Below are 21738 nucleotides of genomic sequence, written 5' to 3'. Positions count from 1 at the left end.
TACCGGCTTCATTGCGTCAACAGACTGACCGCTTTATCGACCAGGATTTTCGCCGACAGCGGGCCGCCGTATACCCACATATCGCCGCCCAGAGGATACGTTTGTTGTTCCTTGACGAAATGCAGGCCGTTCCAGACCGCATTGTTTTTCATCTGTTTCTCGATGATGTTATCATCGTCCTGAACGACGTACAGCAGATTGGCATCCTGTACAGGAACCAGCGATTCCACTGTCGTCTGGGCATAGCCGTCCTCCGGAAGGGGATTAGGCTGATAGGCATTCTCGAAGCCCGCACGCTTCAGCGCGCCTGCAGCAATCGAGTTGTCCGAGTACAGCAGCATGACCGCCGCATCCTGATTCGAAAAGCCTTGAATCAAAGCGAATTTCACATGCTCTTTGCCCGCGGCCTTCAGCTTCGCTTTGGCATTGTCAAAGGTGGCCTGCACGTCAGCGAGCACCTTCTCGCCTTCCTCTTTCTTGCCGACGATATCGGCAATCGTCCGGAAGGAATTCTCCATCGTGGCGTATTGATCCTGGGAAGCTTCTTTGGAGTAGTTATCAAAAACTACGGTCGGCGCAATCGCCTTTAGCTGCTCGTATGTATCCTTCACGCGGAAATTTTCCGCGATAATCAGGTCCGGTTTGAGGCTTGTAATCAGCTCCAGACTGGGCTCCTGCCGCGTACCTACATCGATGACGTCCGCCGACAGCCCCGGCTGGGCGTTCACGTATTTCTTATACCCTTCTACGTCGGCGACACCTTTGGGCTGAATGCCCAGTGCAATCAAATCCTCCGCGTACGTCCATTCCAGAACGACGATGTTTTTCGGCGTCCCTTTCATCTCGGCGGTTCCCATCGAGTGCTGAATCGTGCGAACCTCCTCCTGTTGGGCCGGTGTGCTTGAATCTCCGCTGCCAGCCTGTGCCGCAGCTCCTTCCCTGGCTTCTCCCCCCGTACTGCAGCCTGCAGTGAATAAAGCGATAAGGCAGCACACGATGAACGGGGCGAACAGCCCCCGTTTAAACCGGAATGTCTTCATGAATACAATCTCCCTCTCTACTATGTATTAATATTGATATTGAGAATCAGTATCAATTAAATATCTAAATGATATTGGTTCTCAATTGGGATGTCAATAGCGATTTTGGGCATTAAAAAGCGGCCTTCCGTCGCATTGGCGGAGCCGCTTTATGTACAGCTTGATAGAAGACCGCTTGCAGATATTTTTTGGCCCTTAGCTTAAAGGTTACGGAAGGCCAGTTTCCATGCGGCAATATTGGCGATCAAGGCCACAGCCATCAGCACATATACTCCGTAAGTCGAGAAACGGAGTGCAAAATGAAGCCCTGCCATGGCCCCCAATATTAAAAATAGTAGGAGCATCAGGCCGGCCCTTCCGGATTGCGTTCCTGCCTGAGCAGGTTCGGTAAACGGCATCTCCAAACCCATCAGCCGGAAGCTGATCACGGTATACAGCAGGGTCATAATGAGTATGACCAGCAGATCCGGCAGAATTCTGACGCCGAAAATCACCGTAAAGATTATGCTCTCCATAACGAAAATCGGCAGTATAAGCTGAGCAATGCATGCTTTAAGCGTGCCTTTATAGACAGGCTCATGATTACGCAGCGGTACGGTATTGAAAATCCACGCCCCTTTCGGCGTGCTGGTGTACTGCAGCATCATGACGGCGCTGGGGATCATCACGGCACAGAAATACATAAACAAATAAGAGTTACCTGAACGAATCTCCTCCCAGCTGCTGCCCGAATTAAACGTATTAAACATGAAAATAAACGGAAAGATGAGCGAGAGTCCCAGCGAAGGGTACACCTTTAGTTTATAATCCCGCTCCTTCCGGATCATGCCGAGCGCAAAGCGGAAAAACACCCGCTCCTCCCGGCTTCTGCAGATCCAGCGCCCCAGAACATCCGGCCACCGTCCGCCTCTTCCCTTCTTGCGGGAAGTCTGGGTGGACAGTTTCCGCAAATTGGCTTCAAACGAAGGGATCATCCGAACATAAATCCATACGGCCAGGAGCGGCAGGAGGACCGACAATAGGCTGAAAACGATGATCGCCTCTCCCCTATATCCACCGAACAGCCATTCAAACGGAGCCGCAAACCAGACCGGGAACAGAAATACATGCCACCATTGGGCTTCATACCCGATCTGCAGATCCACTAAATTGAACACTCTGGCGATGAGCTGATAACCAACCGCCATTACCATCGTGAGGCCGATTTGCACATAATTGATGATGTCTTTCAGCTTTTCTCCGTCGAAGAAGCGGAGGACGAGCCAGTACAACAATGCCGTTATCGCGACGATCAGCAGATCCATCAGCACGATCTCCAGCACAAAGATCAAGAAAAATACAATGCCATGTCGGAACAGGACGCCAACGAGCGGTGCGGCCGTAATCGAGCCTGTAATAAAAAACAAATAAATCATGATATGAATGGCCTTGGCCATATTGATCGTCTTAGCGTTCACCGGTTTGGAACCCAAAATGGTATGGTCCCGAACATCCAGCAATACGGAGGAGAAGTCGGAAATCAGCGACGTCGTGATCATAAACATCAAGATACCGAATACGATGCTCATCTGAAAAATAAGGTTGTGACCCCTGACCACGAATGGCGTCATGACCGCCCCCATCACGGCATAGATCCACAGCGACTTAAGAAACTGGTTCGACAGCTCATCAGGATCAGCAGATCGGGAAGTTTTACCGATGAGTGTCGGCGCCCGGCGGCCATCCATTGTGAGTTTGATCTGTAGTATACGGCGCATCTGCACATAATCCATCCCTGCCTTTTCGAAAAGAGCCTTGCAGCGGTCCAGCACAATCAGCGTTTTGAAATCATTCATCGCTGTACCTCTTTTACAATGGACACGATTCGGGCTGCCGTATCTTTATGCTCATGATACCCGGTCAGCTCTGTAAAAATCTCTTCCAGTGTTCCTTCATGCAGCTGTTCCTGCAGCTGCTCGAAGCTGCCGTCGGCGACAACGTTCCCTTCATTCAGCAAAACGATCCGGCTGCTGATCTTCTCCACAACCTCCATAATATGAGACGAATAAAAGATCGTTTTGCCTTCGGCTGCAAGGCTCGCCAGCATTTCCTTCACCACCATAACGCTGTTTGCATCCAGTCCGCTGAGCGGCTCATCTAAAAAAAGAATGTCAGGATTATGCAGGAGGCTTGAGATTAACAGTACCTTCTGGCGCATGCCTTTACTTAAAGAGGAGATCCGGTTAAAGTACACCTCTTCCAAGCCAAACTGCTCCATCAGCCGCTGCGCCTTGTGATCGGCAAGCCGCCGCTCAAGACCGTACAGCTCGCCAACGAACGTCAGATATTCCTGGGCGGTCAAGCTATCGTACATCTCAGCGATCTCCGGAACATAGCCGATCCTAGCCTTATACTCTACCTCTCCGTCCGAAATCTCCTTGCCGAAGATGCGAACCCGGCCGCTGTAGCCTTTGATCAGTCCCAGCATGATTTTGACCGTCGTACTTTTTCCCGCGCCGTTCGGGCCGATATATCCGATAATTTGCCCTTCATACACATCCAGGTTGATGCCCTTCAGAACCTGCTTTCCCCCATAGTTCATTTCGAGTCCTTGGATGGAGATGATCGGCTCATGGTTTGATTCTGGCATAGCAGCTCCCCCTATCATCTTATATTTCCAAATACTAGCATAGCAGATATAGAGATGGAAGCGGACCATGAATCATACAATCGCCGTATTTTTTGCCGATAATCGACAACTTTCCTGCGTTTTACGCGTTCTACACAATGTCCGGTTGAATGCACACCAAACCGGCATCATGAAAGGAGAATGACACGTTATGGTGACTCCCGGACCACCGCCATTTGGCGGAGGAGGCTTTGACTTCTTCGATTTTATGTTTAGAATTTTCCCCTTTATTTTCGGCATCGTGTTCATCATCATCGTTGCCAGCATCATTATGAATGGTGCCCGTTATTTCAAAAATGCCCGTACGCCCCGTTCGTCCGCGTACGCCCGCGTCGTTTCCAAGCGGATGGACATCCGCCATCACAGCGGCAGCCATCATGATAACGGCAGCGGTTTTGTAAATTCTGGCAGCTCCTCCAGAACGTACTATTACATCACCCTGGAATTTGATAACGGGGAGCGGAAGGAATATTTGGACGTGAAGCATCTGTACGGCTTGGTTGCCGAAGGAGATGAGGGGTATGCCGCGGTCCAGGGCGATTGGATCGTCGGTTTTGAACGGGAGGTTGGGCAAACGCCCTAATACGGAAAAAGCAGCCTTGACTGCGGGTTTACCCGCTGGACAATGGCTGCATTTTTAACATTCGGGGAAGCTGCCGATTATAAGTGCCTTTCGGCCTGTCATGAACGACCGTCCCCATGGATGAAGCCGATCCAGGTCCCCTTCACAGGCCTGATACAGCTTGATATAACGGCCCATTTCCCTCAGCTTCATAAAATACGGCATCTCTCTCAGCCAGCGTTCGTCCAGATCATGCTCGGTGCGGTACCCATCTAAAAAAGGACGCAGGAACCAATGTGGCCCCATGTTCGTTCCCAAGTCCCCTGCCTCTCCCATCATCCCGGCGAAAAAAGCAGCCACGGCGATGTCGTCTACGAACCAGGAATATCGGCTGGCGTCAAAATCAATCAGGTATAAGCGTCCCTCGTTCACAAAGAAGTTGCCGTAGTGAAAATCGGCATGGATAAGCCCGTAAGCGTCCGCCGTTACCGGAAGCGAGGAAATATAACGGCGCAAACTGCAGTACAGGCCGGCAATGTCCCGTTCCGAGGACGGAAGGTCTATTCGCTGCACTCGGTCTGCCTCAACGGACCAGTCAGGGCGCTTCGTGGAGGGATCCTGATGGACATAATGCTTGCTAATGCGATGCATACGGCCCATAAACGCACCCATGCGCTTATACAAGTCCTCGTCGGCAGCGCATTCTCCCGACGGTTGCCCCGGAACCCCTTCGTAACAAACGGCCGTATAGAGGCGTTCTTGAAAGGAGATCTGCTCTGCCAGGCGTCCCTGAGCCGAACAGACAGGGCTGGATACATGTAATCCTTCTTGAGCCAGAAAGCTCACCCACTGGACTTCACCCAGGATATGGGCATACGTTTTATGGGACTCCTCCGTGATGCGGAGAAAGACCCTGCCCTCCCCATACGGGTAAGAGCCGATCAAACTGTGCTCCGACGCGTGTGTTTTTTCCAGTTCTTCATTCCGCAGTCCAAACATTCCGGCTCCAGCGTCCAACAGCGCCCTGTGGAGCAGCTCCATCTCCTTCATCTCCTCCGCCTCGCACGGGTGCCGTGTTACTCCAGCGGCCCTACGTAGGAATCATTTTTAAATGATTATACACTCCCCCGGGCTAAGGTCGCGAAGGCTGATTTTTCTACTTCGTCTGGTCGAACAAAAAAAGAAGGCCGGCGCTTCAGCCGAGCCCTTCCCCGCATATAATGCTTATGAACGGCATCCGGTGGATGCTTGCTTACTTCCAAGCCTGTCTGAACTTCATCACTTTACGATACATGGATTTGTCCTTCAGCTGGTTAAAAATGTACGGATCGGGCTTCGTATTCACTTCAATGATCCACGGCGTCCACGTCCGGTCAAAGCCGATGTCCAGGCCGATGTGCCGGAAACCGGGGTACTTTTTGTGCAGATGCTTTGCGGTAGTCACTCCGAGCTCGTTCAGGGATTGGATGACTTTAGCCGTCTCTTTCTCATTCAAATGGGCCCCGAGCAGCGTTTTGACATCCATCGGCGTGCCCCCGCTGTGGTAATTGGTCACGATTTTGCCTTCGTGGGCGACTCTTCCGATCAAACCCGTCGCCTCCCAATCTCCTCCAGGACGCCGCTGCACCATCACCCGGATATCGAAACGGCGCTTACGATACTTTACGAGATGAATCCCTTTTTGAATCAGGTAGCTTCGCTTCCCGGTCAGCTTCTGCAGCGATTGATAGAACGGATCATAGCTGCTGAAGGTCTTTTTTACCGTCTCCACCTGATACGTATAATCTCCGTTCTCCAGCTGTTCGGCCCGAATCACCCCTTTGCCGTGGGTGCCGTTTTCCGGTTTGACATAGACCATACGGTACGACTTCAGCATCTCCTTCAGGTCGGTTTTGCTGATTTTACGGGTATCGAGCATAAACGGCCGGACTTCCTTGCTGCCAAGCAGCACTTTCGTTTTAATCCACTTGCTGACGACTGCCGTGCGGTTCTTCTCCCCCATCCACCAATCTCTCCTGTCCTGTCTTCAAAATTGATTGTAACGCGCTTGCAAAACCTGTTTATTGTATGCAAGGCACGGCGGACTGGACAGGACATTCATCCCGCAAGCAGAATAATAGATTCTGTTTCTGGGCTGGAATCCCGTACTCCCTTATGGGAGCAAGCATAAATAATAGAATGGAACAATTGAAGCAGCAGGTGCGGGGATCAGCATCTTTGCTGTAAGGGAGGAAAGCGGCATGAACATACTGATCGTAGCCCCCGAACGGCTCCCTGTTCCCGGCAGCGGCTCGGTGGAAATCTGCATTTTATCCATCGCCAGGCAGCTTGCCAAGAAGCATGCGGTAACCGTCTTAAGCAGAGCCTCCGCGGGACTGCCTCTGGAGAGCACGGATGAGGGGGTTCGTATTGTCAGGGTCCGTTCCGGCAGCTCCAAAGTCTACCTCGCGTCGGTGCTTCGATTCATTCAAGGGAGAGCTTACGATGTCATCCAGGTGGATAACCGTCCCCAATATATGGCTGCTATTCAGCGGGCTTTTCCCCAGGCCAAAGTAACCCTGTTTCTCCATTCGCTCACGTTCGTGCCTTCGACACGGCTCGTTGCCGCGAGACTGAAGCATGCATGGTGGATTGTCGCCAACAGCGCTTCGCTAAAGCAAAAGCTGTCCGTACGGTTTCCCTCACAAGCGCACAAAATACGTACGGTCGAGCTTGGCGTCGACACCGACCGGTTCCGTCCGCCAACCGATTTTGAGCGGGAGCAGGCCCGCAGCCGGTATGGAATCGGGGATGTCTTCACCGTGCTGTTCACTGGACGGATCATCCCGAGAAAAGGCGTGCCCGTTCTGCTGAAGGCCGCGCAAATCGCAAGGAAACAGGTCCCTCTGCATCTTGTGATTGCAGGCCGGAGCAAGGAGGGGTATATCCGGAAGCTGAGAGCCGAGGCCGCCAAGCTGAGAGTATCGGTCACCTGGACCGGCAACAAAAACCACAGCGAAATTCACAACATCTACCGGATGGCTGACTGCTTTGTCTGTCCCTCCCAGCGGCACGAAGCCTTCGGCCTCGTCAACGTCGAGGCGATGGCATCCGGGCTTCCGGTCATCGCTTCGCAGATCGGCGGCATTCCTGAGATTATTAAGCACGGGGTAAACGGTTACCTGGTGGATGACTACTGGCGTCCGGAAGGTTTTGCGGAATATCTGGTCACACTGGGGCAAAGCAAAGAGCTGCGGCGCAGCCTTGGCGGCAGCGGACGCAGCATGGTACTTCAGTATTACACATGGGGCCGGACCGCCGAAAAGCTCGCGGCGCTGTACTCCTAAAAGGTTACTCCTCTGGCTGCTTGCTGTAGACAAATGACTCAATGCATTTTTCTCAATAATCCGTCCGCGTTGCGCAGCATCAAAGCACCGGCAGCCAAGGAGAGCAGGAAGCAGAAGCCGGCAGCGACAGTGAGCGTTGACCATTCAAGAACCGTATGGCCCAACAAAGTCTGCCATCCGATGAAGACCAAGCCAAGCACGTAGCAAATGCCCGTCAGGTGGATCATTCGGAGACGTACCCAAATGGAGAGCGAAGTCCGAGTACTCAGCCAGGCGACGAGCGGGATGGCCTGAAGCGCGTGGAAGCCCAAGCCGTGCAGCCAAATAATGTTGCCATGCAGCCCCACGGTCCGGCCTTGGTTAACCGAAATCCAGATCCCCGCTGCAAAAGACAGCATCACGGCTACCATGGCATAACGGATGCCCGTCACCAGCTCAGGATGAGCCGCGTATACTTTGCGACGGAAATACTGCGCGGCCAGGAACAGATAAAAGACGACGAGCAGCAGGGCGATGAACGCAAAAACGTTGCCCACTGCCTTGTCAAAGGCGGACCCGTCTTTGACAAACCGGGGATTAACTCCCCGGAAATTTTGTACCGTTTCGGCAAAATAGGAATACAGTGCGAGCACGATGTAGGGGTAGCGGTAAAGGGCTCTGCCTCTTCGTCCTAGACCCGAATACGGGATAATGAGAGCCGTCGACAGCAAAAATATCCCGATCGCAGCGTTAAAAGAAAATGCGTTTTGAACATTGCCCCCAGGGGCTACTTCCGCCCCGTTCACAAGGGTCCAGATTCCGCAGAAGGCGGACAGCAGAAATCCCAAGACAGCGGTCAGGACCAGCCACTTCTCCCCTTCAAACCAGCGGAACGCCGACCGGGCGCCCACGCTCCTTACATTGACCATTTCCATGAATAATCTCCTCCATCCGAACGTTTTGGCATTGATTACGTCTTATTGTACAGAGAAGGAGGTTCCGGCAATTCTATCCGGGGTCCAGACTTTTTCCTGGACTTTGGTCGATGCCGCCCCCGACCAAAGTGCGGGATACAAGCCTCTTCATTGTTTAGTTCGCTCACAGAATAAGCAGGGGGAGTTTCAGCCAGAACAAACAGCCCTGAGCCGGTTGATTGGCTCAGGGCTGTATTTGTTAAGGCTTTGTTTGTCTGGCTGCCAAGCCGCTTCTGGATGAGCTCGCAGAAGGAGTTCTCATGTCCGGGAGCTATCCGGACTGCACAGGATCAAGGCAGCACCGTCTACCCGGATACCTGCCGCAGGGGTTCTTCATGGGCGCGTTTCTTGGCGTCCGTCGGCCAGAGTATCCGCTGCAGAAAAAGGCAGATGAGGCCAAAAACAAGAACGAGCAGGCCTAGGACGCAGAACACCTCTCCCACGCCAAATCCTTTGATCAGCAAACCACCGGCCAATGGAGCTGCGATCATAATCGTACTGGACATCATGTTCTGAATGCCGAATATCCGTCCGGTCATCCCTTCCGGCGTTTCTTTTTGCAGCGCGTAATTGTTCGTCACCATAAACAGCCCGTTGCCGATCCCGATGACGAGGCCCAGCACGATGCTCCAGATCTCCGGAGAACCGGGTCTCAGCAGCCCCATCGCTCCGATCGCAGCGCCTACCAGGACGATGCCACCACCGATTCCGGTGCCGTAACCGATCCGGTTCCGGCGGTTCAAGATCATGATCGTGGCTACGGCACCCACGCCGGTTGAGGAGACCATCCAGCCCAGAAGAGATTCGTTATCCGGCGCAATCTCTCTGTAGAGCGTAGGAAATTGGAAATCAATCATAAGAATAATGAGGATGACCGTCATATTTACGATCAGCGTGGTGAGCAGAATCCGGCGCTGCAGCAGCACCGCCCATCCCTGCTTCCATTGTTCGATGAAGCCTTGTCCGTGCTTCGGACCAGCATTTTCACCCGGATTCATGTCCGCCTGAGGAGCCGTATGATTTGCCTCGATACGGCGCAGCGTAAACAGCAGCAGGCAGGAGATTAACCGGGTTACGGCATTCATCAGAATGCACAGCTGCGGGGATAGCACCGTCAGGACGACCGCACCCAGCAGCGGACCGGCGATTTTGGAGAACTGGTTGACCAGACCGTTGTAGGAAGTCGCCTTCAGCAGCTGATCCTCATGGACCACCTGGCGTGTCAGCGCCTGATGGGACGGGACGCGGAATACGCCCATAGCGGCACGCAGCGCCAATAGCGGCAGCAGCCAGTGCATGCCGGGAGCAAACAGCAGCAGGACCGTTAGAACGGTCTCGGCCGCATCGGCGATCAGCATCAGGTTGACCTTTTTCCAACGGTCGGCGACCACCCCTGCGAGCGACCCGAGAAGGATGCCCGGCAGGGCCATCATGACCGGGATCAGCGCAATCATTAAGGGATCGGCCTGCCAGCGGTAGGCGACCAGAACCTGGATCGCGAAGGCGTCGAACCATTCACCGAACGACGAGATGGCGTAAGCCGTAAACATTTTGGCATAGATGCGATTGGCCCACACCGATTTTGCGGGGGGCTGCGGCTCAGTAACAAGGGTAGACATGAAAAATTCCTCCGTTCAGTCAGAATATGGCGTACTCTCACTGTAACGAAGGAATATCAGAGGAATATCAGACAGCACCCAGGATGCTTTCGATTTTTTCTTCGATCGGCACTTTATTGGCTTCCAGTTGATACTTCCGGTTATATTCGGCGTATTTCGCGGCAAACTGGCGATGAAGCTGTGGATCCTGCACGTTGTGCTCCAGAAAAACCAGCGTTTCCCGGATCGATCCGACGATCAGCGGCACGTTGTGCGTCATCTCTCCAACCTCAATGCCGTAGTTCAGGGCAGCCGCGGCCTCGGCGCGTTTCCCCTGCCGGAGCAGCAACCGGCCTTTAAGCCCGTGATAAAAGCAAATTTCCCGCAAATACGGGGTTTCCTCCAGCATCCGTTCGACTTCGCCCGCGCAGCGTTCGGCTTCGGGCAGGTTGTCTGCACCCAGGTGGACGTACATCTCCGCCATTTTGATATGGACATTGAAAATATCCAGATCTCCCCCCGCTTCACGAACGGCCTCGTATGCCGCCTCAACCTTGGACAGATCCTCTTCGGGCCGGCCGTTGTCGGTATACAGCCCGATAATATTTAAAATCCTCAGCTCCCGCTGATGATCCTCCGGACCAATGTTGGCGGCCATGGTTCGCTCGAAATAATCCAGGCATTTTCCCTGTTCATGATAAAAGTACAAGTAAAAATGCAGCAAATAATACAGCTTGCTCGACAGCGGGAATTCGGTATCCGTTAAAAACCAGTGGATATCCGCCTGCGCGTACCGAATAAAAATCAGGTGGGACGGGGGCAGCTCAAACCCGAGCAGATCCTGCTGGCTCGCCAGCGTAATCATCGATTTGCATTGACCGTACATGAGGTACTTGTTCATCAGCTGCCGCATTTGGGCCTGCAGCTCGGTATCCTGCATCGACGGATTGCGGAGATCCGGCTCTTTGACCGTCAGGCTGTAGCCATAGCCGCGCACCGTGTTCAGAAAGACCCGGTTACTCCAAGGACGCAGCTTCTTACGCAGACGGTAAATGTGGTCGTCCACCGTCCGCTCCACTGGATATTCCATCGGCCATACCCGGTCCAGCAGCTGTTCCCGGCTAAAAGCCTGACCGCGATGGCTGTATAAAAATTGCAGCAGCGCATACTCTTTGGCAAGCAGCGAAATGCGCTCCTCCTGGTAACTGACCGTATATCCGCTTGGATCAAAATCCAGCTGGGCCACCATCCTCGCCCCCTTTCTTCAACCGCGCATGTTGGCGACCGTTTTTAACCCTTTCTGTTATTTAAGCATATTCCCGATTTGCCGCACAATAGGATGGAGGTCGGGTGGTGAAATGATGCCATCAGCCAACTTTTATCACAGATTAACGTTTAAGAGTAAAGGACGTTGGGTTTTGAGGTATGAGAAGGAGGTACAGCCGTGATCAAAATTCAAACCAGACTGGTCATGGTACCGGTTGTGTTATATGTCATCTGTCTGTTGATAGGCTGCAGCCGTGCAACGTCGGCGTCGCCCGGCTCTCCATGGTTTCACAGTGCTGAACAGGCCGTAGAATATGGCCTTCATGAAGAGCAGGTTGAACTGTCCGACGTACTCACGACCATTACGGTCGACGGGGAAGAGCTCATCTTTTACGAAAAATACGGCGCCTTCGGAGTGGGTGGGGTGAACGAGGGGTCCCGCGGGTATCAGTGGTACCGGTTGTCCCCCTATCGGAACTTTCAAGGAGAGGATACTCCTTATATGACCGGGGGCTTTACCGTTCAACCCGCGAAGGGGCGTAATGTGAATATTCTTGCCGGAAAAGTGTTTGACCCGAAGATTACCAGCATGACCGTAAAAGGGAATAACGAAGCTCAAGAGCTGTCCGTTATGGGGCATTCCCGTTTCTTCTTTATGGTCCACCAGTCGCCCTTTTCTGAATTGGAGGTAACCCCCGGTTCTGGCGGAAGGAGCGGCCAAGATGGGGAAGAAAAGGAACCGATAGATAAGTAGATGTCGGGGTCAACCCGATTCATTAAGGTGACGAAAGAGGTGTTTTATCGATGATACGTCAACTCAGACGCCCGGCAGCTCTGCTCGCAACGATTGCCGGTACAGCCACCATCCTGCTTTGGATGATGCTGGGCTTTTTCAATCCGTATTCATCCAGCCTCGAAACCCGCCCCCTTCAAATCACCTTCTTTACGCTGTGCGTGCCGGCTGCCCTTGCGATCGTATCTGCATGGTTTCGCCTTAAAGCGCTTATGCTGATCGCTTTTCTTTGGTCCCTGCCCATTAGTTTGTACCTCGCGATGACCCCGGGCATATTTGCATGGTTTGGAGCAACCTCTTGCGCTTATCTGGTCACCTACTTCCTGATGCTGGCGGAACCGCAGCGATAAGGGGGCAGAGAAGAAACGCAAAAAACCGCCGCGGCGTCCTTACGGACCTCCGCGACAGCTCCGGGAAGTAACGCGCCTCAACGGCCGCGCACTCTTTGCCTAACTACTGAATGCTTGCTCCGACTTCCTTGACCATCTCCTGTACCGACAGCAGTCCGCCGCCGGAGAGGTACCAGTAGTTCGGGTCAAGATAGACGATGTGCCCTTCTTTGAAGGCTTTCGTATTTTTGATCAGATCGTTCTCCACCGTCTGCTTGGCGGACACGGATTCTCCGCCTTCTCCGGCCACAGCCGCGCCGCGGTCCACGACGAACAGGTAGTCCGGATTCTTCTCGGCTACGTATTCGGATGTGACGCTTTGACCGTGCGTAGAAGCTTCAATGTTTGCATCCACCGGCGTAAAGCCCAGCACATCGTGGATCAGGCCGAAGCGGGAGCCCGCGCCGTAAGCGCTCAGCTTGCCTTCGTTCGCCAGCACGATCAGGGCGTTTTTGCCCGAAGCAGCGGCTTTATCGTGAATTTCCGCGATCGTCTTGTCGACATGGTCCAGCTCCGTTTGGATCTCGTCTTCTTTGCCGAAGATCTGGCCGACGGTGTTCATATTCTCCTTAAACGATTCCATGTACCGCGCCGTATCCAGGCCCAGGTAGACCGTCGGCGCGATCTTGCTGAGCTCCTCGTAAGCTTCGGATTGGCGGCCCGAGATAATAATCAGGTCCGGGCTCAGCGCGTTGATTTTTTCAAAGTCCGGCTCTTTCAGACTCCCCACGTTGCTGTATGCATCCTTGTCGGCGTATTTGGACAGGTACGGGGGAATGTTCGCCTGCGGAACCCCGGTGACCTGAACGCCCAATTTATCCAATGTATCCAGAATGCCAAAGTCGAACACGACGACCTTCTGCGGATTTTTTTTGACCTTTGTCTCGCCAAGCTTATGCTTAATCGTCAGCTCCTCGGAACCGGAAGCCGCCGAAGTGTTGGTTGGTTCAGCAGACGCCTCTTTCGCAGGTTCTGCCGTATTTTTATTGCCGCATGCCGCCAGCACGACGACCAATACGGCCGTGATGACGAACAGCATCATCTTTCTTGTTTTCAACTTCATCCACCCCATGTTCTGATTTGGTTTTCGGCTTGAACCAAGCCGTAAATGTATAAAATTATGTGATGAACTACCCGCCGGCGCCTGGCTGGGATGAGTCCACGCATATAATTTCCCTTGGTTAGCACTGCACATGATCTCTTCACCTGGCCCGAATCAACTCAGGGAGAATTTTATTGTTGAAACAAGCTGCTTCTTACCTCTCCCGGGCCTCAGGCTTCAGTTAAAATAAACGCAAATTTTGTTGTTGTTAATGTTCTCAATGGGGATATCCATCCCGTAGACCTGCTTCAGCACCGGCGTATCGATGATCTCGTCCGCCGTTCCTTCCTTCACGACTCTGCCGTTCTTCAGCGCGACGATGTCGTCCGAATAGACGGAGGCAAAATTGATGTCATGAATGACGATAATGACCGTCTTGCCCAGCTCATCCACCATCCGCCGCAGCACCTTCATGATCTGCACCGAGTGCTTCATGTCCAGGTTGTTCAGCGGTTCATCCAGCAGCACATAGTCGGTGTTCTGGGCAATGACCATCGCGATAAAGGCCCGCTGCTGCTGCCCTCCGCTCAGCCGGTCCAGGTACTGGTCCTGCAGATCGCCGAGCTCCATATAATCGATGGCTTCCTGGACGTATTTCCAGTCCTCCGGCTTCAGCCGGCCCTGCGAGTAAGGAAACCGGCCGAAGCTTACCAGTTCCTTAACCGTCAAGCGGACGTTAATATGATTGGACTGCTTCAGAATCGAGATCTTCTTGGCGAGTTCGCTGCTCTTGCAGCGGTCCACCCGCTCCCCTTCGATCAGGATTTCACCGCCGTAACAGGAAATGAGGCGGCTGATCATGGAGAGAAGCGTGCTTTTGCCCGCCCCGTTGGCACCGATAAAGGAGGTGATTTTCCCTTTGGCGATGTTCACCGAGACGTTGTCGACCACTGTTTTGCCGCCATATTGTTTGGAAACCCCTTTAACCTCGATCACGATGATTTACTCCCCTTTAGCAAAAGATAGATAAAGTACACGCCGCCGACCAGATTGATGATGACGCTCAGCGTCGTGGAGAAAGTAAACACCCGCTCCACCAGCAGCTGCCCGCCTACAAGGGCGACGATGCTGATCAGCACCGCAGCCGGAATCAGCAGCGTGTGCCGGTAGGTCCGCATCAGCTGATAGGCCACGTTGGCCACGAGCAGCCCCAGGAAGGTGATTGGCCCGACGAGCGCCGTCGCGATGGAAATGAGCACCGCCACCACAATGAGCAGCCTTTTTACAACACGGTCGTAATCGACGCCCAGATTGACAGCGTGATCCCTTCCCATAGCAATAACATCGAGATACTTGGTATAACGCGTAAAATAGGCGGTCACCAGCACGATCCCGGCCGCCGACACCAGCAGCAGATCCGTATTGACGTTGTTGAAGCTGGCAAACATTTTGTCCTGGACGATTTGGAACTCGTTCGGATCAATGAGCACCTCCATAAAGGAGGACAGGCTCTGAAACAATGTGCCGAAGATCAGACCGAGCAGAAGCAGAAAATAAATGTTTTGCCCTTCCCTTTTGAACAGGAGCTTGTAGAACACCACCGAGAACACGGCCATCATAGCGACGGAGATGAGAAAATTCACGTTTTTGCCCATCGCCGTCAGGCTGATCGAGCCGAAAACATAGACCATGAAGGTCTGAAACAGCATATAAAGGGAATCCAGCCCCATAATGCTCGGCGTCAAAATGCGGTTGTTGGTAATCGTCTGGAACACGACCGTCGAGAAGGCGATCGCTCCGCCGGTCAGGACCATGGCCAGCACTTTTTTCCCCCTGCGCGGAAGGATATAGTCCCAGTTGCCCCCGGACTGGATCACCATAAAGACAGCAATCAGGACAAGTGCGATGACGGTTAGAACGATCAGCTTGGTCAGGTTGGATTTGCTCATGTATAAGCCCTTCTTCTCAGCAGTAAATAGATAAAGATCGCGCTGCCAATCACCCCGACGGTGACGCCGATGGAGATTTCATACGGAAAGATGATGACCCGGCCCAGAATGTCACAGAACAGCACGAACACGGCTCCCAGCAGTGCAGTATGTAGCAGGCTTTTCTTCAGATGGTCCCCCAGATACATCGTGACGATGTTCGGAACGACCAGGCCCAGAAAAGGAATCATCCCCACGGTTAAAATCACGACCGATGAAATAGCGGCAACGATGACCAGTCCGATGTTGACGACGGCTTTATAGTTAAGCCCCAGGTTTACCGCGAACTCCTCCCCCATGCCCGCAATCGTAAAGCGGTTCGCGAACAGATAGGCGATGATCAGGAGCGGAATGCTGATGTACAGCATCTCGTAGCGGCCCTTGAGGATCATGGAAAAGTCGCCCTGCAGCCAGGAGGACATGTTCTGGATCAGATCGTTTTTATAGGCAAAAAACGTCGTGACCGAGCTGACAATGTTGCCGAACATGAGTCCGACAAGCGGAATAAAAATCGCATCCTTGTATTTGACCTTATCCAGGATCCGCATGAAGATCATCGTTCCCAGCAGGGCAAAAACGAAGGCCACCAGCATTTTCACCAGCGGCGCCGCGTTACCAAACACCATGAGGGCCACCAAAATGCCGAACCTTGCCGAATCCATCGTTCCGGCCGTCGTCGGCGACACGAACTTGTTTCTCGTCAGCTGCTGCATGATCAGGCCGATAATGCTCATGCTCGTGCCGGCGATGATAATGCTGATCAGGCGCGGCAGTCGGCTGATCCAGAGCACCTGCTTCTGTTCGGCTGTGAGATGAAACAGATCCAGCGGGGAGATATCCTTCACCCCGATAAACAAAGAAGCGGCTGAGAATACGATAAGCAGGATCCACAGCGTCCACAGGTAAGTGTTTTTCATGGCTATCCAACGCTTTCTATAGTCTGGCCAGTCATTGAAAATAATGAAAATATTCCGAAAAAGCATATGTCACTTTCGATCTAATTAATAATGATATTCATTCTCAATTAACTGACTTAGTTATTATTCTAACAGCTGACCGGTTTTTGTCAAACGTTTCTGGGTATTTTTATTCTTCTGCCTTCCTCCCGCAAGATGAATGCAGGCCGCCCGGAGTGGTCATAGTAACAGGGAATGCCGACTGCAAATACAAGGAGGTTGTACAGCCATGGACAGCACGCATGAGTATGTGGAGAAGCTCCACGATACCCAGGAAAAAGCCCGCAAACACAAGGATGGCATCAGCAAAGGAGCCAGCGCAAAGCTTCCGACCAAGCAGCATGGCACGAAGAAATAACCAGTAAACCTTAAAAAGGCATTTCCCTTTCGACCGAAGGGGAAGTGCTCTTTTTATTTGAAGATATAAGAAAGTATAAGCTCCAGAGAGTGCTCCTCCTTATATCGTAAGAAAAACAACCTCTAACCGCGGTCTGTCTACTTTGAAGGTACGTCGATAGGCGTTTTTCTTATTATTCAGGGATTTTCGCAAAGTTTCTGCAATCTCCAAGACCAAAGTCCAGTTTGATCCTAGTCCAGAGACAGTTTCTGGATGACCCGCCGTTCCGTTAGAATGGACGAAAGCATGAGACGGCATCGGCCTCAGGTTGGATTTGACTGCAGGCGGCGAGGGCCGGTAAGGAGAGAAACTATGGAGTGGATCATCCATCTGTTTGAACAATACGGGTATATGGTGCTGTTTGGCGGCCTCTTCGCTGAATCTTTGGCGATTCCCTTCCCGGGAGAGCTGGCCATGGCCATCTCTGGCCATATGTCAACGCTGGGGAGCTTTCACCTGCTGCAAATTATTTTGTATTCGTATATCGGCGCCATCGTCGGCACGACGGTGACGTATATTATTGGGTATCGTATGGGAACGCCCTTCTTTGAAAAATACGGCAAGTACGTCCTCCTGAACCCGGCCCGGATCGCCAAAATTACCGGCTGGTTCGACCGGTACGGCACCAAGCTCATTCTGATCTGTTACTTCGTGCCTGGTCTTCGGCATTTTACCGGATACGTGTCCGGCGTGCTCCGGATCAATGTACGGACCTTCTTTATCTATAACTACATTGGCGGACTCGCCTGGGTTATCGTCTATGTCATGATCGGCAGGCTGGTCGGCTCGAAGATCGAGCAGTTTCTGCATTTAATTTCCCAGTATTCGCTTGCCGCTATCCTGGTGGCTGCTGCGGTCCTGGCTCTCGTCGTGTACCTGAAACGGAGAAAAAAATCCGCAGCCCCTCGGATCAAAGCCGAAGTTCGGCAGGAGGACTAAGGCCAAGCGCAAACGAACGAGCAGCTAACAGCTGTGGGACAGACGGCGGCTGCGATGACCGGACGCTTGCAGCACTGGCAATCGTTTAGAACGTCAAAAGCCGCCCCTGGTGCTTGCCCGGGGAGCGGCTTGTAACGAACGCTTTACGTTTTATTTGACGGCGCCCTGTGTCACGCCGTTGATGATCCATTTTTGTGCGAACAGGTAGATGATGATCATCGGCAGCATCGCCATCAGATACGAAGCGAAGGCCAGGTTGTAGTCCGTGTTGAACTGTCCCTGGAAAATGTACTGCACGAGCGGCAGCGTATAGCTCGACTGGTCGCTGATGATGATCAGCGGGAGCAGGAAGTCGTTGTAGGTCGACAGGCAGATCAGGATGCCGACGGTGGCGTTGATCGGCGCCATCAGCGGGAAAATGATCCTCCAGAACGTGCCCCACGTCGTCGCCCCGTCCACCGTGGCGGCCTCTTCCAGCGCCGCCGGGATCGAGCGGATGTAGCCGACGTAGACGAAGACGTTAAAGGCCAGCGCATAAACCGTATGCAAAATCGTCAGGCCGACCAGATTGGTCATATGCAGCGCCGACGCCAGCTTGACGATCGGCAGCATGATGATCGGGAACGGAATGAACATGGCGCTGATGAAATAGAAGTACAGCCCCTTGAAGAACTTCCGGTGCATATTCCGGGCGATGGCGTACGCCACAAGCGAGTTGGTGAGCAGCGTCAGCACCACCGTCGAGATCGTCACGAGCGCACTGTTGCGGAATGCGCGGAAGAAATTGGTCATTTTCACCGCGTTCGAGAAGTTTTCCCAGTGAAACGTCGTCGGAATCGCGAAGACCGACCGTGTCATCTCCTCGGGATTTTTCAGTGCAATGGTCAAGGTCATGTACAGCGGGAACAAAATCAGCAGCGTCCCCAGGGCAATCAGGATCATGACGGCCCAGTTCGTTTTCGTTCTCATTACATATCGCTCTCCCTTCCTTGAAGAAATTTAAGCTGCAGGATGGAGATGATCGCAATGACGATAAAATAAATGACCGAGTTGGCGGACTGGTAAGCGAACTCGCCTCCCTGGAACCCGCCGATGTAGATCAGGTGCGAAATGGACTGTGTCGCCCGGCCGGGCCCGCCATTGGTCAAGGCGACGATCTGGTCGAAGACCATCAGCGAGTTTTTCATCGCCAGCACCATATTGATCGTGAAAAACGGGGAAATGAGCGGAAATGTAATTCTCCAGAATTCCTGCCAACGGCTGGCCCCGTCCAAATTTGAAGCTTCATACAGCGAAGCCGGGATGGTCTGGAGTCCCGCCAGATACAGAATCGTATTAAACGCAATCCCCTGCCATACCGCCACGATGACGACCCCGATCCAGGCCAGATTTTCGTTGCCCAGAATGTTCGTTGAGAACGCATGGATGCCCAGATTCTGACCCCAGATCGTAAAGACGTTGGAGAACAGATAGTTGAAAATGTAGCCGACGATCAGCACGCTCAAAATGTTCGGCAGAAAGTAAATGCCGCGGAAGAAGTTGCGCGCCTTGATCCGCGCGTTCAGGCCAAGGGCGATCAGCAGACTGAGCACATTGATCAGAATGGTGACGACAATCGCGAACTTGAAGGTGAACAGATAGGCGTTCCCCACATTGCTGTCCGTAAAGAGGTTTGCGTAGTTGCGGAACCCGATAAAGTCGTAATGTTTCCCGAACCCGTTCCAGTTCGTGAACGAATAGTAAATGCCCTGCAGGGCAGGCAGTGTCATAAATACGAAGAACAGTACGACCGCCGGCACGGTCATCCAATAAAACGCCGTAAGTCGTTTGGACATCCCTTCATCCTCCTCTTTTGGTCATGGTGTTATTTCCGGCTCTGGACTTTGTCCCACTCGGTATCGAGCGTTTTCAGGTAGGCGTCGATATTCCGGTTTTGCAGGAATCCCTGAACGATCGAGTTCAGCTGCACGGCGGCCGGGATATAGTGGTCGGCAAAATCGACGACTCGGCCCGCCTTGAAATAAGGCTGCAGCTCGGCAACCGCCGGGTCGTCCTGCGTTACGCCCTTGACGGCCGAGAACGCGGTTTGCTCTTTGATGTACTGGCCGATGTTGTCCGGCTCGAGGAGAAAAGCGATGAATTCCTCCGCTTCTTTTTTATGCTTGGTGCTCTCGGAGATGGTCAGCAGCGTGTCCACCCCGGAGATCAGCTTGTTCTTGTCCGGGTCGTTTCCGGTCGGGAACGGGAAGAAGCCGATATTCGCGTTCGGGTTCGATTTTCGGATTTCCGGAATGGCCCAGCTGCCCTGGATATACATGGCCGATTCCCCGCGTGCAAAAGCACGGTTGCCGTCCGCGTACGTTTTCCCGAAGTTGTCCCCATGTCCGTAATCGAGCAGCTTCAGCTGCTTCTCCGCCACCTCACGGAACTTCTCTTGGAAGGTCACCTGATTCTCACGGCGCTGCTTGAAGAAATCGATGCCGACCAGGTTGGGTGCTAGCGCATTAAACGGCAGATTCGTCTGCCAGTCGTCCTTGTATGTAAAATAAAACGGAATGATGCCGCTGTCCTTCACCTTTTGGGCAGTCGCAATCAGCTCATCCCACGTTTTCGGAACGCTCAGCCCCAGCTTCTTGAAGATGTCCTTGTTGTACATAATGCCGTTGGCGTTGGTTGCGTAAGGGATGCCGGTAATTTTACTCAGCCCCGTTACGTCCTTGAGCATTTTTATGTAGTTCGGATCAATGGATTCGACCAGCTTGCTCTGGGTCAGATCGGCGAAAATATCGCTCTGCGCCAGGATCGAATACGTGTCGGTCGCCCCCATGCCGATGACGTCGGGAATGTCGTTCTTGACGACCCTTGTCTTGAGGACCGTTTCGGCATCCGGCGGATTCACCTGGGTGACCTGGATCCCGGGGTGCGAAGCGTTGAACTTGGCCACCAGCTTATCAAAGGAGCCTTTGGCCTCCGGCTTGTTTTGAAAAAACTCCAGCTTGACCTTCCCGGCGTTCTCCCCGTTATTCCCGCAGGCCGTCAGCATCGACGCGAGCAGCAGGCAGGCCAGAAGGATTCTTCCCATTTTCATGCGAAACCCCCCATATCGAAATTCTTGATGTTGAATTTTCTCTAAAATTACCCGATTTTGTCGAAAAATAAACAAGCCGCCAAGCATGAAGCCTGCGGCGAACATGCGAATGCAGCGCCGTCTTCCCGGCGAAGTAAAAAAAGCAGCCCCCTGACGGAAAGGCTGCTTTTTGCATGGCTGGGCCGAAGCGCAGCTTATTTTTTGGCAGCCAGCCACTGGGCTACGCCTTGAATGTCAGCATCGGACAGTTGGCCTTTGAAAGCCGGCATGCCGCCGCGGCCGTTCGATACGATCCCGGCGATTTCGTCCGCGGAGTATTTGGCTCCGACCTTTTGCAGGTTCGGTCCTACGGCGCCTTCGAGATTGTTGCCGTGGCAGCTGACACAGTTGGCTTTAAAGGTCGCTTCCCCGTTGCCGGCTGCTGCGTTGCCGCCGGTTTGCCCGGTCGTTGTACCCGTATTCCCGGTAGTGCCGGCGTTGTTATTGGCTGCACCCTGGTTGTTGTTATTGTCGCTGCTTTTACCGCAGGCGGACAGGGAAAGAACGAGCAGCAGGCTCAGGAAAATGATCGATTTTTTCATTTGGAGGTGTCTCCCTTCAACTTTTTCAAATTTGCCTCAATACAGCTACGATGCCCCAGCAATAAGCTTTTCATGTACGCGGATTATCATGATTTTTCGTATTTGCGGTTTTTTGGGCTTGGCATGGCAAGTGCATAATATACCCAGCAAAG

22 protein-coding genes are annotated in these 21738 nt (G+C 53.0%); 6 read left to right on the top strand and 16 right to left on the bottom strand.

All coding sequences use genetic code 11. The features are described 5' to 3' along the window. Positions 1 to 8: 8 nt before the first annotated feature. The 3 genes from GCU45_RS18310 to GCU45_RS18300 form a co-directional block, all read right to left on the bottom strand. Entirely contained in the window at positions 9 to 1040 is a 1032-nt protein-coding gene (locus GCU45_RS18310; protein WP_208837057.1) for an ABC transporter substrate-binding protein, read from the bottom strand. Between the two features lie 200 nt (positions 1041 to 1240). Continuing rightward, entirely contained in the window at positions 1241 to 2875 is a 1635-nt protein-coding gene (locus tag GCU45_RS18305; protein WP_152399893.1) for a hypothetical protein, read from the bottom strand. Beyond that, positions 2872 to 3669, bottom strand: coding sequence for an ABC transporter ATP-binding protein (locus tag GCU45_RS18300; protein ID WP_152399892.1), 798 nt, complete (start codon positions 3667 to 3669; stop codon positions 2872 to 2874). Before GCU45_RS18300 ends, GCU45_RS18305 begins: the two co-directional genes overlap by 4 nt. Before the next feature lie 193 nt (positions 3670 to 3862). Between GCU45_RS18300 and GCU45_RS18295 the strand changes: the two genes are divergently transcribed. Beyond that, positions 3863 to 4291, top strand: a complete 429-nt coding sequence (locus GCU45_RS18295; RefSeq protein ID WP_425281300.1) for a DUF2500 domain-containing protein — start codon at positions 3863 to 3865, stop codon at positions 4289 to 4291. 54 nt (positions 4292 to 4345) lie between these two features. On the opposite strand, the gene GCU45_RS18290 is transcribed toward GCU45_RS18295, so the two are convergent. Together GCU45_RS18290 and GCU45_RS18285 are read right to left on the bottom strand one after the other, a co-directional pair. Further along, a complete protein-coding gene (locus GCU45_RS18290; protein ID WP_152399891.1) occupies positions 4346 to 5311 on the bottom strand; it encodes a phosphotransferase enzyme family protein in 966 nt (321 codons plus the stop codon). Positions 5312 to 5522: 211 nt separating this feature from the next. After that, positions 5523 to 6272 (bottom strand): YheC/YheD family protein, encoded by a 750-nt coding sequence (locus tag GCU45_RS18285; protein ID WP_152399890.1) that lies wholly within the window; start codon positions 6270 to 6272, stop codon positions 5523 to 5525. 238 nt (positions 6273 to 6510) lie between these two features. Between GCU45_RS18285 and GCU45_RS18280 the strand changes: the two genes are divergently transcribed. Beyond that, the gene (locus GCU45_RS18280) at positions 6511 to 7596 is read left to right on the top strand and encodes a glycosyltransferase family 4 protein (protein WP_152399889.1); all 1086 of its coding nucleotides are present in this window, start codon (positions 6511 to 6513) and stop codon (positions 7594 to 7596) included. A 38-nt stretch (positions 7597 to 7634) separates the two neighbouring features. Here the strand turns inward: GCU45_RS18280 and GCU45_RS18275 are convergent, their stop codons facing one another. The 3 genes from GCU45_RS18275 to GCU45_RS18265 form a co-directional block, all read right to left on the bottom strand. Next, entirely contained in the window at positions 7635 to 8510 is an 876-nt protein-coding gene (locus tag GCU45_RS18275) for a hypothetical protein (RefSeq protein WP_244364149.1), read from the bottom strand. 344 nt (positions 8511 to 8854) lie between these two features. Then, entirely contained in the window at positions 8855 to 10168 is a 1314-nt protein-coding gene (locus GCU45_RS18270; protein WP_152399888.1) for an MFS transporter, read from the bottom strand. A 67-nt stretch (positions 10169 to 10235) separates the two neighbouring features. After that, positions 10236 to 11396: a winged helix-turn-helix domain-containing protein gene (locus GCU45_RS18265; protein WP_152399887.1), complete on the bottom strand. Its 1161-nt coding sequence runs from the start codon at positions 11394 to 11396 to the stop codon at positions 10236 to 10238. Positions 11397 to 11591: 195 nt separating this feature from the next. On the opposite strand from GCU45_RS18265, the gene GCU45_RS18260 reads away from it, so the two are divergent. Both GCU45_RS18260 and GCU45_RS18255 read left to right on the top strand, forming a co-directional pair. Then, positions 11592 to 12167, top strand: coding sequence for a hypothetical protein (locus GCU45_RS18260; protein ID WP_152399886.1), 576 nt, complete (start codon positions 11592 to 11594; stop codon positions 12165 to 12167). Positions 12168 to 12217: 50 nt separating this feature from the next. After that, positions 12218 to 12556 carry a hypothetical protein gene (locus GCU45_RS18255; RefSeq protein ID WP_152399885.1) on the top strand — a complete coding sequence of 113 codons (339 nt, stop codon included), beginning with the start codon at positions 12218 to 12220 and terminating at the stop codon, positions 12554 to 12556. Positions 12557 to 12659: 103 nt separating this feature from the next. On the opposite strand, the gene GCU45_RS18250 is transcribed toward GCU45_RS18255, so the two are convergent. The 4 genes from GCU45_RS18250 to GCU45_RS18235 all read right to left on the bottom strand — a co-directional run bounded on the left by GCU45_RS18250 (position 12660) and on the right by GCU45_RS18235 (position 16542). Further along, positions 12660 to 13637, bottom strand: coding sequence for a siderophore ABC transporter substrate-binding protein (locus GCU45_RS18250; RefSeq protein WP_244364636.1), 978 nt, complete (start codon positions 13635 to 13637; stop codon positions 12660 to 12662). A 237-nt stretch (positions 13638 to 13874) separates the two neighbouring features. Continuing rightward, entirely contained in the window at positions 13875 to 14633 is a 759-nt protein-coding gene (locus GCU45_RS18245) for an iron ABC transporter ATP-binding protein (RefSeq protein ID WP_152399883.1), read from the bottom strand. Next, positions 14630 to 15586: an iron chelate uptake ABC transporter family permease subunit gene (locus tag GCU45_RS18240; RefSeq protein WP_152399882.1), complete on the bottom strand. Its 957-nt coding sequence runs from the start codon at positions 15584 to 15586 to the stop codon at positions 14630 to 14632. The genes GCU45_RS18245 and GCU45_RS18240 overlap by 4 nt, the downstream gene beginning before the upstream one ends. Next, positions 15583 to 16542 carry an ABC transporter permease gene (locus tag GCU45_RS18235; protein ID WP_089549636.1) on the bottom strand — a complete coding sequence of 320 codons (960 nt, stop codon included), beginning with the start codon at positions 16540 to 16542 and terminating at the stop codon, positions 15583 to 15585. Before GCU45_RS18235 ends, GCU45_RS18240 begins: the two co-directional genes overlap by 4 nt. 268 nt (positions 16543 to 16810) lie before the next feature. Here GCU45_RS18235 and GCU45_RS18230 point away from each other — a divergent pair, with 268 nt between their 5' ends. Next, on the top strand, positions 16811 to 16939 hold the full coding sequence (locus GCU45_RS18230; RefSeq protein ID WP_076171988.1) for a DUF4023 family protein: 129 nt from the start codon (positions 16811 to 16813) through the stop codon (positions 16937 to 16939). Between the two features lie 351 nt (positions 16940 to 17290). After that, the gene (locus GCU45_RS18225) at positions 17291 to 17917 is read left to right on the top strand and encodes a DedA family protein (RefSeq protein ID WP_152399881.1); all 627 of its coding nucleotides are present in this window, start codon (positions 17291 to 17293) and stop codon (positions 17915 to 17917) included. A gap of 150 nt (positions 17918 to 18067) precedes the next feature. Here the strand turns inward: GCU45_RS18225 and GCU45_RS18220 are convergent, their stop codons facing one another. From GCU45_RS18220 to GCU45_RS18205, 4 genes are all read right to left on the bottom strand, one after another. Next, a complete protein-coding gene (locus GCU45_RS18220) occupies positions 18068 to 18886 on the bottom strand; it encodes a carbohydrate ABC transporter permease (RefSeq protein ID WP_152399880.1) in 819 nt (272 codons plus the stop codon). After that, on the bottom strand, positions 18886 to 19752 hold the full coding sequence (locus GCU45_RS18215; protein WP_089549634.1) for a carbohydrate ABC transporter permease: 867 nt from the start codon (positions 19750 to 19752) through the stop codon (positions 18886 to 18888). The genes GCU45_RS18220 and GCU45_RS18215 overlap by 1 nt, the downstream gene beginning before the upstream one ends. A gap of 29 nt (positions 19753 to 19781) precedes the next feature. Next, on the bottom strand, positions 19782 to 21005 hold the full coding sequence (locus GCU45_RS18210; protein WP_089549633.1) for an ABC transporter substrate-binding protein: 1224 nt from the start codon (positions 21003 to 21005) through the stop codon (positions 19782 to 19784). Between the two features lie 194 nt (positions 21006 to 21199). Continuing rightward, entirely contained in the window at positions 21200 to 21586 is a 387-nt protein-coding gene (locus tag GCU45_RS18205; protein ID WP_116233377.1) for a c-type cytochrome, read from the bottom strand. Positions 21587 to 21738 lie beyond the last annotated feature (152 nt).

It is taken from the genome of Paenibacillus cellulositrophicus (genome assembly GCF_009363095.1).
GTDB lineage: Bacteria > Bacillota > Bacilli > Paenibacillales > Paenibacillaceae > Paenibacillus_AQ > Paenibacillus_AQ favisporus.
The sequence above is the reverse complement of the archived record's forward strand: the minus strand, read 5'-3'. Positions and strand labels throughout refer to the sequence as shown.